Annotated in this window: 18 protein-coding genes; 6 read left to right on the plus strand and 12 right to left on the minus strand. The window is 57.4% G+C overall.

The window, feature by feature from the left end:
* The 3 genes from EOI86_RS08425 to EOI86_RS08435 all read right to left on the minus strand — a co-directional run bounded on the left by EOI86_RS08425 (window position 1) and on the right by EOI86_RS08435 (window position 1,906).
* Window positions 1-291, minus strand: a complete 291-nt coding sequence (locus tag EOI86_RS08425; RefSeq protein WP_338033040.1) for a hypothetical protein — start codon at window positions 289-291, stop codon at window positions 1-3.
* Between the two features lie 98 nt (window positions 292-389).
* Entirely contained in the window at window positions 390-992 is a 603-nt protein-coding gene (locus EOI86_RS08430) for a YfbR-like 5'-deoxynucleotidase (RefSeq protein WP_240035596.1), read from the minus strand.
* A 41-nt stretch (window positions 993-1,033) separates the two neighbouring features.
* Entirely contained in the window at window positions 1,034-1,906 is an 873-nt protein-coding gene (locus EOI86_RS08435; RefSeq protein WP_127764626.1) for a C40 family peptidase, read from the minus strand.
* Between the two features lie 149 nt (window positions 1,907-2,055).
* Between EOI86_RS08435 and EOI86_RS08440 the strand changes: the two genes are divergently transcribed.
* Entirely contained in the window at window positions 2,056-2,760 is a 705-nt protein-coding gene (locus tag EOI86_RS08440) for a histidine phosphatase family protein (RefSeq protein ID WP_127764627.1), read from the plus strand.
* Window positions 2,761-2,763: 3 nt separating this feature from the next.
* Here the strand turns inward: EOI86_RS08440 and EOI86_RS08445 are convergent, their stop codons facing one another.
* The 5 genes from EOI86_RS08445 to EOI86_RS08465 form a co-directional block, all read right to left on the minus strand.
* Entirely contained in the window at window positions 2,764-3,285 is a 522-nt protein-coding gene (locus tag EOI86_RS08445) for a hypothetical protein (protein ID WP_127764628.1), read from the minus strand.
* A gap of 71 nt (window positions 3,286-3,356) precedes the next feature.
* Complete coding sequence (locus EOI86_RS08450; protein WP_127764629.1) at window positions 3,357-3,917, minus strand: protein phosphatase CheZ; 561 nt, start codon at window positions 3,915-3,917, stop codon at window positions 3,357-3,359.
* Between the two features lie 78 nt (window positions 3,918-3,995).
* Window positions 3,996-4,235 (minus strand): Lrp/AsnC ligand binding domain-containing protein, encoded by a 240-nt coding sequence (locus tag EOI86_RS08455; RefSeq protein ID WP_127764630.1) that lies wholly within the window; start codon window positions 4,233-4,235, stop codon window positions 3,996-3,998.
* An 83-nt stretch (window positions 4,236-4,318) separates the two neighbouring features.
* Window positions 4,319-4,582, minus strand: coding sequence for a hypothetical protein (locus tag EOI86_RS24600; RefSeq protein WP_127764631.1), 264 nt, complete (start codon window positions 4,580-4,582; stop codon window positions 4,319-4,321).
* 18 nt (window positions 4,583-4,600) lie between these two features.
* Complete coding sequence (locus EOI86_RS08465) at window positions 4,601-6,070, minus strand: DEAD/DEAH box helicase (protein WP_127764632.1); 1,470 nt, start codon at window positions 6,068-6,070, stop codon at window positions 4,601-4,603.
* A gap of 214 nt (window positions 6,071-6,284) precedes the next feature.
* Here EOI86_RS08465 and EOI86_RS08470 point away from each other — a divergent pair, with 214 nt between their 5' ends.
* Window positions 6,285-6,827, plus strand: a complete 543-nt coding sequence (locus EOI86_RS08470) for a hydrolase (RefSeq protein ID WP_127764633.1) — start codon at window positions 6,285-6,287, stop codon at window positions 6,825-6,827.
* A gap of 55 nt (window positions 6,828-6,882) precedes the next feature.
* Window positions 6,883-7,587: an alpha/beta fold hydrolase gene (locus tag EOI86_RS08475; protein WP_127764634.1), complete on the plus strand. Its 705-nt coding sequence runs from the start codon at window positions 6,883-6,885 to the stop codon at window positions 7,585-7,587.
* A 19-nt stretch (window positions 7,588-7,606) separates the two neighbouring features.
* On the opposite strand, the gene EOI86_RS08480 is transcribed toward EOI86_RS08475, so the two are convergent.
* From EOI86_RS08480 to EOI86_RS08490, 3 genes are all read right to left on the minus strand, one after another.
* On the minus strand, window positions 7,607-8,203 hold the full coding sequence (locus tag EOI86_RS08480) for a hypothetical protein (RefSeq protein WP_127764635.1): 597 nt from the start codon (window positions 8,201-8,203) through the stop codon (window positions 7,607-7,609).
* A gap of 60 nt (window positions 8,204-8,263) precedes the next feature.
* Window positions 8,264-8,842 carry a hypothetical protein gene (locus EOI86_RS08485; RefSeq protein WP_127764636.1) on the minus strand — a complete coding sequence of 193 codons (579 nt, stop codon included), beginning with the start codon at window positions 8,840-8,842 and terminating at the stop codon, window positions 8,264-8,266.
* A gap of 88 nt (window positions 8,843-8,930) precedes the next feature.
* Window positions 8,931-9,482, minus strand: a complete 552-nt coding sequence (locus EOI86_RS08490; RefSeq protein ID WP_127764637.1) for a hypothetical protein — start codon at window positions 9,480-9,482, stop codon at window positions 8,931-8,933.
* A 224-nt stretch (window positions 9,483-9,706) separates the two neighbouring features.
* On the opposite strand from EOI86_RS08490, the gene EOI86_RS08495 reads away from it, so the two are divergent.
* The 3 genes from EOI86_RS08495 to EOI86_RS08505 are packed head-to-tail and all read left to right on the plus strand — an operon-like array spanning window position 9,707 to window position 11,013.
* On the plus strand, window positions 9,707-10,318 hold the full coding sequence (locus EOI86_RS08495; RefSeq protein ID WP_127764638.1) for a LysE family translocator: 612 nt from the start codon (window positions 9,707-9,709) through the stop codon (window positions 10,316-10,318).
* Window positions 10,319-10,357: 39 nt separating this feature from the next.
* Window positions 10,358-10,621, plus strand: coding sequence for a hypothetical protein (locus EOI86_RS08500; protein ID WP_127764639.1), 264 nt, complete (start codon window positions 10,358-10,360; stop codon window positions 10,619-10,621).
* Entirely contained in the window at window positions 10,621-11,013 is a 393-nt protein-coding gene (locus EOI86_RS08505; protein ID WP_127764640.1) for a hypothetical protein, read from the plus strand. The genes EOI86_RS08500 and EOI86_RS08505 overlap by 1 nt, the downstream gene beginning before the upstream one ends.
* Before the next feature lie 15 nt (window positions 11,014-11,028).
* Here EOI86_RS08505 and parE read toward each other — a convergent pair whose 3' ends face one another.
* Entirely contained in the window at window positions 11,029-13,029 is a 2,001-nt protein-coding gene (parE, locus tag EOI86_RS08510; protein WP_127764641.1) for a DNA topoisomerase IV subunit B, read from the minus strand.
* Window positions 13,030-13,056 lie beyond the last annotated feature (27 nt).

Consider the following 13,056-nt stretch of genomic DNA (forward strand, 5'->3'; position numbering starts at 1 on the left):
TCAGCTTCGAAGCAATTGACGGCCCGACTCTGTCAGTTTGCAGACCAGCCAATCAGGTTTCAGCGGATTGTTGAACCAGGGTTCGGCCCATCCTTGCTCGATACAGGTGCGCACCGTGCGCTCGCTGATACGTTGGCCCTGCAAATCGAAGAGGGGTAGTTTGCCACCCGGTTGTTCCAGACCGCGCTGAAGATAGGCGACTTGGGCCTTACTGGGCCGGCCGTTCGCGCGTGTCTCGGAGGGTTTGACCTCCTTGAGCCGAATGACCTTGGTTTTTTCCGCCATGCTCATACCGCGCCCCGTCGCATAAATCCCCTGAAATAGTCCCGAATGGGACCTAGGCCATGGTAGTGCATAGGGCGCGCCCACCACAAGCCGATGATGCGCGGTCACAGGGCCGCTTGCAGTTCCTCGAACCTTTGAAGGAATTTCTGCTTTGCTTCGTCGGTCGAAAGCGGTGTCGGATCGAAGCGCTCAAAACCGGCAGGTGGTGCGCCGAAAAACTTACGAGCTTCGGTCTTCGAAAATCCGGCGACCCCGGTCGCTTCGATATAGGCCGAGGCATGATCTGCCTTTTTGATAAGCTTCGATAGCTGATCGGTGGTTTCCGCCGGCAAACCAAAGCGTAGATGGATCGCTGTCATTAAACGCTTTTCAACAAGCTTGTAATCATCGCCGATGACGGCCTTGAACGGACTGATCATATCGCCAACGACATATTCCGGCGCGTCATGGAGCAGGGCGGCGAGCAGGTCGCGTTCAGACGTTTCCGGTTTGATGATCCGCACCAGCGCTTCGACAAGCAGGGAGTGCTGGGCGACCGAGAATGCCCAGTCCCCAGTCGTCTGCCCGTTCCAACGCGCGACACGGGCAAGCCCATGGGCGATGTCCTCGATCTCGACATCCAGCGGCGACGGGTCGAGCAGATCAAGCCGCCTTCCGCTCAACATACGTTGCCAGGCGCGCGGTGCTTTCTTGGTGTTTTGGTTCACTGATTTGGCCATATCCGGGAAAGTGTCAGGCTAGGAAGGTTTCAGGTATCGGTCTTGGTGGGCATCGGTGGGCGTCGGATGCCCGTTATCGGGCCTTCGCCCTTCGACGCGATGCGATCGGCAGTGAAAGCAAGCGGCGCCATTGCAACCATCATGTCGCTGGCATTGGAATGAAGAAAGCGGTCCTGGTCGATCCAGATCCCGATATGACCTTTCCAGAAGACAAGATCGCCTCGACGCAGGCTGTTCTCGTCGCCGTCATAGTTGATCAAGGTACCGAACCGGTCGAATTGCATATCGGTGTCGCGGGGGCATTCAATGCCGCAGGCCTGCCAGGACAACTGTACCAATGCGCTGCAATCCAGCCCCAGGCTGCTGCGCCCGCCCCAAAGGTACGGCGCATTCATGAACTTCAGCGCGACGGCGATGGGGTCGTCTTCAAGTGTATCGATGGGGCGCAGATAGTCGGAATAGACATAGCCGCCACCGGCGAGTTCCGAGTATCGGCCACTCTCACCGGTCACGGTAAGGCGCGATCCCAAATGGATCGTCATGACCGGTGGGGCTTTCAGATCCGGGCGCGGAAAGACGAACCCGCGCAGGGCGGCCATGCGATGGGTGGCTGGCGGTCCGACCGGGCCGACAGACCCTGTCGGGATGTAGCCCACATAGTCGTCGCGTTTGCTCTTGATCCATGCCCAGCCATCGGTCCGGTCCAGGACGGTCACGTCTTCCCCGAACAGCAATTCCGTGTCGAGCGGCGCGCCCGGTCGCGGTTGACGGCGCAGGGGAGCGACAGCGGTTACGATGCGGCCTTCTTCGCCCGTCGTGTATCGTCTTGCCGCTACCTGTCCTTCAAGCGCGCTTTCGGCAAGGTCGTCGCGATAGGCATGCAGCCGTTTGTCCAGGGACATAATGATATATCGGACCTGTCGGCCCGCCTTCGGTTACCGTTTGACGGTATCCTTGATAAGGGGGCTTTCCGCCTGCCGCAACAGGTTGCACTCTGCGGGCTCTTCGCGGCGTGAAATATGAAGGACGATATCGAAATGGGGGAACAAGCATGAGCTTACCGGGGACCAAGAACCGCCGCAGGATTTTTCTAATGCGGCACGGAGAGGTCGACTACCGTGGCCCCGACGGCAAGCTGGTAAACCCCAAGCTGGTAACTTTAACCGAATACGGTATCGGGCAAGCCAAGGCCGCGTCGGCGATGATGTCCGGTGTTCAAATCGACAGAGCTGTCTGTTCCGGCCTTCCGCGTACACGGATGACCGCCGAACTGGTCTTGGACGGGCAAGGTGCGGCATTGGAAGAGGACCAGGGGTTTCTCGAAATACGCGGCGGCCGGGTTTCCAGCGTGCCGGAAGCAGACCGCGCCAAGACTTTCATCAAGACATTGGATCAAGCGCATCTGCCGGGCGCGCGCTTTGCCGGCGGCGATGAATTCGCCCCGTTTTATGACCGTGTGACCTGCGCTTTCCGTAATCTTGCTGTGGATGGGGCTTGGCGCCGGATGCTGTTGGTCGCCCATGACGGGGTCAATCGCGCCATCCTGTCCTGGGTGTCGGGCGCGGGCCTAGCCGGCCTTAAGGCATTCGAGCAGGATATGGGCTGCGTCAACATTGTCGATTTTGACGTGGAGGGTGGCGTGGTGACCGGCGCCTATATCAAAGCGACAAATATCACTCCTTACAATTACGTGAAAACAGGCCTTTATCAGACGAGTTTCGAGCAAGTGTTTAAGCCGATTTTCGGTGATACATGAAGGTTAGGGCATCGCGAGGCTGGACGCCGTCGTAATGCAGTCTGCCCATCCAGCACAATCCATGTTCTCAAACATGACATAGTCGCGCGCCGCGGCGGCCAGGCAGGCGACCAGCCAAAAAGGCGTTATCGCCAAGGCCAGCGGTCGCGGTAATCGCCGGCTGTAAACACCGTTGGTGAGGAGCGGGAACAGGCGCAGCATCAAAACGAAATCAAACGGCGTGAACAGTGCGATACCGGTTATCAAAAACAGGGCCGCATTGCCGATCTTTCCGAAAAAGGCGACCCGTTGCGCGATCATGAGGAGGGATACCTCGACGGCAAACACCGCCGTACCCCAATTGAGCACCACATCACACAGATCTTCGGTGGTCCCGCCGAAACCGAATGAGCGAATGAGCAATGCCAACGCAACGAGCAGGATTACGGCGGTCACGACGGTTTTGAACAGGCGTGTATTCCGCAGCGCGCCGAAGGTCTGCCGAATGTCGTCGGTTCGGTACTTGGGATGGCTTTGACCGGTCATGGTCTGTTTCGCATCCGGTCCGGGGCCCTACTTTCAGGCTCAGTCACGTCGGGAATGGCTGCAATGGCAAGTTAGTCGAACAGGGCGTCGATATCGGCCTGGCTGATCGACTTTTCGCTCTCCAATGCAGGACCGTTGAGCAGGGCTTCGTCGCCTTCGCGTTTGTTGGAAAGTTCCGAGCTCTTTTTGGCAAGCTCCTGAACTTCGTCCCGACCCCAAATCTCCAGCATCGCATCGACACGGGATTCGACGAATTGCATGGATCGTACGATTTTGGTGACGCGTTGGCCGGTGATGTCCTGAAAGGTGCAGGATTCCATGGTGTTCATGGATATCTGTTCCAACTCATCACAGAGCGGGCCTATTTCTTCCGGGTCCTTAACCTCACGCAGTTTGGCATTCACCGCGTCAATCTGCTCCATACCTTCTAGAATGGCATGGGTGGCGGTTTCGGTGGCCGCGATGATGGCGTCCAATTGTTCGGAAATCGACTGGAAGCGGGTCTTTTCGTCCTCCGCATCCGGTTGGATCATATGGGCGATTTCTTCGCGAAACCGCTGAATGTACTGGAACAGGCCGAGGACTTCGGCCCGCAGCTTTTCTTCATCGAAATCCGAAACGGATTTTGGCATCGGTCGACCTTTCCGGCGCGTTTCTCGCCCCAAATACCGGTAATGAACCAATATTCGGGGAGAGAAGTTTATATTTCGTTACCCGAATGCTTTAAATGTAATAAGTGTGAAGGTATCCCGAACGCCCGGCAGGGTTTGGATGCTTTCATTGACGAAGTGGCCGATATCTTCTTCGTCCTGCAGGTAGCATTTCATCATCAGATCGTAGTTGCCCGAGGTCGAATAGACTTCCGACACGCCCTCTACGTCGATGGCTTCGTCCGCGACCACATAGGCTTTGCCGAGTTCGCACTTCACCTGAATGAAAATCGTCTGCATGATATTCAGCCTAACTGGGTGATTGATTTGATCAGCAGTGTCCCGAACCAGACTTGGCCGTCAAGGGCCTGAAAGCCGGTGGTTCACAGATAACGACCGCGCTCCAGGATCTCCAAGGTATATTCCCGGTAGGTCATGCCCAGCGCCTTGGCCCGCCGCAACCGCCGCAACATGACTTCGCGGGGGGGCGTCTTCCAAGCCGCTTGATGGGCCTTTTTCCACAGCCAGGTCTTGTAACCTTGGAGAAGGACTGGGCCGCCATTATGCCCAATTCCGGCCGGCGCGATATCCGACCGTTCGGATTGGCCAGCTGGTGCGGCGGTGAAGGACGATATCCGGCTAGCCATTCCGGTTCCGCGGTAAGTTTAACGGCGCAGGAAGGCCGGCAATTGATCGCTTTGGCCGAAGGGCACCGTCATTTCGTCGAGTTCCCCGATATCGTGATGTTCGCCGCGGCCCCGTCGCGGTTTGCGGGGTTCTTTCTTGCCGCGGGAGCGATCGGGCTTGTTGCTCGCTTCCTTGTTCGGCGTTTCGCTTTCCGAGACGTCCCGGTCGGGGGACTGCTGAACGGTCTCTTCCGTATCGGCTGCTTTCTTGCTTGGCGCGGATTTGCTGGATTTGTCGGCGCCTCTGGAAGATCTGCTTCTGGACGGACGGCGCGGGCTGCGTTCCTCCGTCTCGGCCGGGTCTTCCGAAGAAGGCGCTGAACCGTCCATCTTGATTTCAGGAATGTCCTTGCCGACCATCTTCTTCACGGCGGCCCACAGCTTGTCGTCTTCCTTGGTCACCAAGGTGATCGATTTGCCGAGGCGTCCAGCGCGGCCGGTCCGGCCGATTCGATGAACATAGTCTTCCGAATTGTTTGGAACATCCACATTGAAAACATGGCTGACGGTCGAGATGTCCAAGCCACGGGCGGCGACATCCGAACAAATCAGGATGGTAACGTCACCGTTGCGGAATTTCTCCAGCCACTCCATGCGTTTGTATTGGTCCATATCGCCATGGAGCGCGCCCACCGGATAGCCGGCTTTCTGCAAACTTGTGAAAAGGTCGGCCACCTCGCGCTTTCTATTGCAGAAAATGAGCGCGTTCTTGAGTGCATCACCTTCGCGATCGATCAGATCCCGCAGCGTCTTGCGCTTGGAACGCGAGGAAACGGAAACGAAAGCCTGTTCGACGGTATCCGCGGTGGAAGAGGGCGGATCGACGGCCATTTCCTTCGGGTTCATCAGGAACTTGTCGGCAAGTTTTTTGATTTCCGGTGGCATCGTCGCGGAGAACATAAGCGTCTGCCGGATGACCGGCATCAGGCCGACAATGCGTTCAACATCAGGAATGAACCCCATGTCCAGCATCCGATCGGCTTCATCGATCACCAGAACCTTGGTGTCGGTCAGCATGACCTTGCCGCGTTCGCAATGGTCCAGCAGGCGTCCAGGCGTCGCAATCAGGACGTCGACGCCACGGTCGAGCAATTTTTCCTGCTCGTTGAACGAAACGCCGCCAATCAGCAGCGCCATCGTCAGCTTATTGTATTTGCCATAGGTGTCGAAATTCTCTGCCACCTGCGCGGCCAGTTCGCGCGTCGGTTCCAGGATGACCGTTCGCGGCATGCGCGCCCGGGCGCGACCCTGCGCCAGAATGTCGATCATCGGCAACGTAAAAGATGCGGTTTTTCCCGTCCCGGTCTGCGCGCAGCCCAAAATGTCGCGCCCCATCAGAACGTAGGGAATGGCTTTTTGTTGGATTGGTGTGGGCTTCGTGTAGCCCGCGTCAGCCACGGCGCGGAGGATGCCTTCGCCCAGGCCCAAATCGGCAAATGTCTCTGTCATGCTGTCCTTAAAGAGGGGGCGGCGCCTGCAACGAACGCAAGTCCCTATAAAAATCGGTCCCCAAGTATTGGCGGATCAAACCCGCTAGAAGTGTCGAGATCATAGTGTTGAAGTGCAGAATGTCAATGGTTCTGCGGGTTTGCGGGCTATGAATTGCGGAATCCATGCGTCACCGGCTAATTTTGTCGAACCCTCGATTGTGGAGATCGCAAACATGTTGCTGAAAGCCGAAGAATCCCAGGTCCTGATTATCGATATTCAGGGGCGGTTGATGCCGGCTATGGACGACCCGGATCACGTCATCGAACGGACTTCCGTTGTCGCCAGGGCGGCGCGTCGGCTCGGCATTCCGATCTCTGCCTCTCGCCAATATCCAAAAGGGTTGGGACCCTTGGTGCCTGAGGTCGAAGATCTGCTGGAAGACGGTGAAACGCTGGACAAGACTGCGTTCAGTTGTGCCGCCGATTCCGGTTTGGCGTCCCATATTGCCGGTAAGAAAAGGAAACAGTTGGTGATCTGCGGCGTCGAAACGCATGTTTGCGTGCTTCAGACCGCCTTCGGGTTTGCGGCCCAGGGATTGACGCCGTATGTGGTCGTCGATGCTTGTTCCAGCCGCAAGGTCGCGGACAAGTTCGTCGCGGTCGATCGGATGCGTGCGGCGGGTATCAGTATCGTCAATTCCGAGATGGTATGTTTCGAATGGATGGGGGACGCGGGATCGGAAGCCTTCAAGGACATCTCGAAACTGATCAAATAGTCCAAACGAACTAAACAATCGGGCCGTAAGAGCCCGTGTCGCGGGAAGGAAATGAGTGTTGGAAATTGATTTGGTACTGGTGCCCGGGCATCTGTGCAACGACGTGCTTTGGGACCGTCAGGTCGCCGGTTTGCGCGATATCGCCCATCCCATGATCGCCGACGTGACTGAGGACGACAGTCTTTCCGGCATGGCCGCCCGGCTGTTGCGTCAAGCGCCGCCGCGCTTCTCTCTGGCGGGGCTTTCGATGGGAGGTATGGTCTGCATGGAAGTGATGCGACAGGCGCCGGAACGCGTGGAACGGTTGGCCCTGCTCGATACAAATCCCGGTGCGGACAATGCGGAGCGCGCCGCCCAAAGGCGGAAGATGGTGGATCGCTTCAACGCAGGCGAAGTCGATGCCCTGGTTCAGGAATTCCTGGAACTTGTGGTGCCGCCATCTCGGTTGGGGGAAGAGGTGTTGATCCGCCCCATGCGGGCGATGATGAAAGCGGTTGCCGAAAAAGCTTTCCCTGCCCAGGTGAAAGCCTTGATTGAACGGCAGGACAGCCGCGCCGATCTTCCGGGTTACGCGCTGCCGGTTCGCCTTATCTGCGGACGCGAAGACAGGTTGACGCCTTTGACGTTTCACGAAGAGATGGCCGGCCTGATCCCGGGTGCGGAACTGACCGTAATTGAAAATTGCGCCCATATGTCGACCATGGAACGTCCCGCGGAAGTGAATGCCGCTTTGCGGGATTGGCTTGGTAAATCGGCGTAGCGCCGGTCAATACTCGCTGTCAGTAGCCAAGTATTTCGAATAGGCGGCGTGTCTCTTCGCGCTGGTTGTCGTCGTACAGTGGCAGGGGGCGCGGTAACAATTTTCGCGTTGTTTCAGCCAACATGCTTTGGAATGTAGGGTCGTCCGGCGTCTCCGGGCGCGCCATGCGGGCGCGGACCGAACTGACGAAGGCGTTCCGCTTGCAATAGACCATGACCATCATCATCCGGCCGTCATCGGCTGATTTCGCGTCGCCGGGCGGATTACCGCCGCAATAACCATATCCGTCATCCGTCGGTTTCATATCGAAAGCGATAATGACCTTCGTCTGCTTCGGTGTCAGGGGGCCCGGTTCCGCGGTGAAAGCGATGCGCGCGCCGCGATTCTTCCCGCGCATGGACAGGGCAATCCGCTGAGCCGGATCCAACGAGGGTTCGAACGGTGCATTGAAGACCTCCACGGCCATTTCCTTGTCACCGTTGTAGTACTGAAGTTCACCGAAGTCATAACCCGGATGATATCGTTCGCCATAAACCATGTAGGGCACCGGCGTGTTAACGCATCCGGTAAGCACCGCCAGCGCCAGGGCCATGGCCAGAAATTGCAGCCGGTTCATTGCGCCGGTCCTTTGCGGTTATCTTTGCCTGGGTGTGGTTTCATCGCCCGATAACAGGGGTCAGGATCCAACCTTCTTTTTTCGGCCGCGGTTTTCATTGAATGGGTCTTGCAGCGGAATCACCAGTTTGGTCGCCAGGGCCAGCATGCTCTTGAACGCCGGGTCGTCTACATTGCCGGTAGCCGGCATTTCGCCACGAACCGAACTCATGAACCTGTCATGCTTGCAATAGATCATCAGCATCCGCAGGTGTTCGTCATCCGGCTTGGCGTTGGGGGCAATCGGCCCGCCACCGCAATATTGGGCGCCGGAGTCCGATTCTCCGGTTCCGAAGGCGACAACGATTTTGGTTTCGTCGGGGGTATCCGGACCCGGCGTGGCGGTAAACGCGATCCGGGCGCCTTGATTTTTGCCGCGCATGGCGGATGCGATCCGCCGGTCCGCGTCAGGTTGGACGAATGGTTCGTTTACGACATCGACGGCCATCTGCTTGTCATTGTTATAGTATTGCAGATCCCCAAACTGATATTTGGGGGAAAACCGTTCACCATAGACTTTGTAGGGGGCGATCTCCGCCGCGCCGCCAAGGGCACAGGCACTCAATCCGGCTATTGCCAGTGCCAGTACCACAGATTTCATGGTCGTCATCCTTCGGCCTCCTAGGATGCGGACGGCGATTCCCCCGAACCGCCATGCCGATATTACCCCCGTAACGTCGTTTCGGGCGTCAGCTACTGCCGCTGCCTTGCCGCTTGGAGAAGTTTTCCGGCAGCAAATCATATGTCGCGCGCGCCAGAAGGCGTTCCAACGCTGGGTCATCCAAGCCGTTGACCGACCCTGCCGATGCCCGAAGGGAGGACTTGTCCTGCCCATTCACGCAGTAGGACATCAATACATATCCGTGATCACCTGCGTTGCCATTGCCGGCCTGTCCGCCGTCCAGATTGCACGCCGCAAGCCCTGTCAGGCTGCTGGGTGGATTGAAGACGACAACGACTTTTGTGTCCCCGCCCGCATAGTTGCGGTTGGCGGTGAACAGGATCGGCTTGCCTAAATTCTTGCCCCGCATCAGGGCGGCGATGCGGTCATCCGCCTGGGCATTGTCGAACGGGTTGTTATGAACTTCTACGTAGCTCGGTTTGCCCGCGTTGTAATATTGGACCACCGCGTAGTTGTAGTCGGCGGCCTGATACCGATTTTGAACGACAACACTGTCGCCAGTCGCACAACCGGCAAGCAGTGCGGAGGCGGCGGCCAGGCCGAGTAGCGATGATTTCATTTGGAAAGCTCCTTGCAGATCGGTCCGGCCTATCGGACTCGGGGTATTGACGGCGTAAACATGCCCGAGCGTGACGCCCGAACATACTCTGCCCCTCCTTGTCCCAATTTCCCTGCAACTATGTGCAGGGTTACGCTTTCTATGTAAGGAGAATTAGATGGGATTTGAATATCTTCCGATGTAACAATTTCTGACAAAATCGCGCGTTGTGTAGGTGAGGATTGATGAGTATCGAATTTCTTTTGACGTCTTTGGTTGTCGTTCTGTTACCCGGAACCGGCGTTCTTTATACGTTGGCGGTCGGGCTGGGGCAGGGGTTCCGGCCCAGTATCGCGGCCGCTTTTGGCTGCACGCTCGGTATTCTCCCAGCTGCCATTGCCAGTATCGTCGGTCTGGCAGCCATCCTGCATGCCAGTGCATTGGCATTTCAGATCATCAAATATCTGGGCGTTGCCTATCTTTTTTACATGGCCTGGAACATCGCGAGGGAAGGGGGCGCGCTTTCCGTGGATGCGGACCGCAAGCCGCAACTGGCGCTGAAGTTGATCCGCAACGGATTGCTCTTGAATGTGCTTAATCCAAAACTGTCGTTGTTCTTCCTGGCCTTCCTGCCGCAATTCGTGACCGCGGATGCGGCTAATCCGACACCGCAACTTGTCCTGTTGGCTCTGATTTTCATGGTGATGACCTTTGTGGTCTTCGTCGGCTACGGCGCGTGTGCGTCCTTGGCGCGAGACTATGTCATTTCCCGTCCCAAGGTCTTGATGTGGCTGCGTCGTTCCTTTGCCGGCGCTTTCGGTATTCTCGGCCTGCGGCTAGCTCTCGCCGATCGGTAGATTGTTGACATTTATGTGTGTTGGTACCAATGTACATAGATGAGCAAGACGATTGAACGTGTGCAAACCGGTATCCGCATCGAAAAGCGGCTGCTGAAGGTTTTGAAGGGGCTGGCGGAACATCTTGATATGTCCGTCGGCGACCTTATCGAGGGAATTGCACTCCACAGTTTCGAAAACCAGCCACCGTTTTCTAAGGAAACATTGGCGAAGATCGAACAGTTGAAGAGCGTTTACGACCTCGAGCTTTCCGCCCAGGACAGCCACACGTTCAAGGAACCGGACGGCGGCGGAGATCTGTGATGACGATGACTTCGGAAAACCTGTTCGCTGCATTCGAAGCACAAACACTCGACCCTGCGTGTTTCAAACACCGAGATCACATTGCAGCTGCATTTGAAATGCTGCGACGGTACGATTTCGTGGAAGCAGCGTCGAAATACGCCGTGTCCCTGCGTGCAATGGCGGAGAAGGCGGGCGCACCCGAGAAGTTCAATGCGACAATCACCTTGGCGTTCCTGAGTTTGATCGCAGAACGCATGGAGGAGGGGGCGGATACCGATGATTTCGCCGCTTTCGAAAAAGCGAACAGTGATTTGGAATCAATCGATGTTATTGGCAGGTGGTATTCCAAGGAACGGATGACATGCGACGCGGCTCGGAAGATATTCCTGCTCCCGGACCGCGCGGCCTGATCGCGAAGCGGTCCGTTAAATGTCGATTTCCTCGACGAAGCGGGCGTTCTCCTGAATAAAGGCGAAGCGTAGTTCGGGCTTCTTTCCCATCAACGTGTCGACGGTCTTTGCCGTCCGACGGGCTTCATCCAAGTTTTCTTCGAAGGCCCGGTTGGGCAGGCCAACCTGGATCAAGGTTCGCTTGCCTGGGTCCATGGTTGTGTCGCGAAGTTGGTGCGGGGGCATTTCGCCCAAGCCTTTGAAACGGCTGATTTCGACCTTGGCGTTTGCTTTGAACTCCGACTTCAGCTTCACGTCCTTGTCGGCGTCATCGCGGGCATAAACCGTTTTCCCGCCCTGGGTCAGTCGATAGAGGGGCGGCACCGCGAGGTAGAGCCGGCCGGCTTCGATGATCGGGCCCATCTCGCGGTAGAAGAATGTCATCAACAGCGAGGCGATATGCGCCCCGTCCACATCGGCATCCGTCATGATGATGACGCGGTCATAGCGCAGTTTTTCAGGATTACAGTCGCTTTTGGTCCCGCAGCCGAGTGCCTGGGCCAGATCCTTGAGTTCCTGGTTGCCCTGCAGTTTGTCGGCGCTGGCGCTGGCGACGTTTAGGATCTTGCCTCGCAGCGGCAGGATCGCTTGTGTCTTTCGGTTCCGAGCCTGTTTGGCGGAGCCGCCGGCGGAATCGCCCTCTACCAGGAAAATTTCGGTTTCTTCAGGCCCTGAGGAGGAACAATCAGCCAGCTTGCCCGGCAGGCGGAGCTTCCGTGTCGGCGATTTGCGTTGCAGTTCCTTTTGCTGACGGCGCTTCAACCGGTCGTCGACACGTTCCAGGATGCGTTCCATCAAATCGTTGGCCGAGGCCGGATCTTCCGCCAGCCAATGGTCGAACCGATCCTTGATGGCGGTTTCGACCAGCTTGGCCGCTTCGGGAGAGGCAAGTTTCTCTTTCGTCTGTCCCTGAAACTGGGGTTCAGGGATGAAGACGGAAAGCAACACGCTTGCTTCCCCGACCACATCCTCGGCGGTGATCTGCGCCGCCTTCTTGTTTGCCACCAATTCGCCATACGCCCGCAGTGACTTGGCCATGGCGCCGCGCATGGCGGTTTCGTGGCTGCCGCCCTGGGATGTCGGAACCGTGTTGCAATAGGTACTGACGAAGCCGTCGCCATCCAGCGGCCAATGGACGGCCCATTCCGCGCGGCCGATTCCGTCATCAGCCTTCATCTCACCCGCGAAGGGGCGCGGGGTGACGGTCACGCGGCCGTTCAGTGTGGCGTTCAGGTAGTCTCTGAGGCCGCCGGGGAAATGAAGTTTGTCTTTTTCCGGGGTATCCGCTTCGGTTTTGCCTTTCAGCAGCGACGGATCGCACACCCAGCGTATTTCGACACCTTTAAACAGATAGGCTTTCGATCGGACCATCCGATAGAGGCGATGGGGCTGGAATTCAGCGTCCTGACCAAAGATTTCCCGGTCCGGATGGAACGTGACAGTTGTGCCGCGACGGTTGCTGACGTCACCAATTTCTGTGAGTTTCGTGGTCGCAAGTCCGCGTGAAAAGGTCTGCCGGTACAGCTTCTTATCGCGGGCGACTTCCACGCTCATCTCGTCCGACAGCGCATTGACCACGGAGATCCCGACCCCGTGTAGGCCGCCGGAGGTCGCATAGGCCTTGCCGGAGAATTTGCCGCCGGAATGGAGGGTGGTGAGAATCACCTCCAGTGCGGACTTGTCTTTGTATTTTGGATGCGGGTCGATCGGAATCCCACGACCGTTGTCGCGGATAGTGACGGTCCCGTCAGCGCCCATTTCGACTTCGATCCGGCTTGCATGGCCGGCGACGGCTTCGTCCATCGAGTTGTCGAGCACTTCGGCGACAAGATGATGAAGGGCACGCTCGTCCGTGCCGCCGATATACATACCGGGTCGGCGCCGCACAGGTTCAAGGCCTTCGAGAACCTCGATATCCTTTGCGGAATAGCCATTCGCGCTATTATCTGAATCGTCGCTTTGGAATAAATCGTCCATGGGGTCAGTATACCGGGCGCCCTTTGG

Origin of the sequence: Hwanghaeella grinnelliae, assembly GCF_004005845.1 — a bacterium.
In the GTDB taxonomy this organism is placed as follows: Bacteria; Pseudomonadota; Alphaproteobacteria; order UBA8366; family Aestuariispiraceae; genus Hwanghaeella; species Hwanghaeella grinnelliae.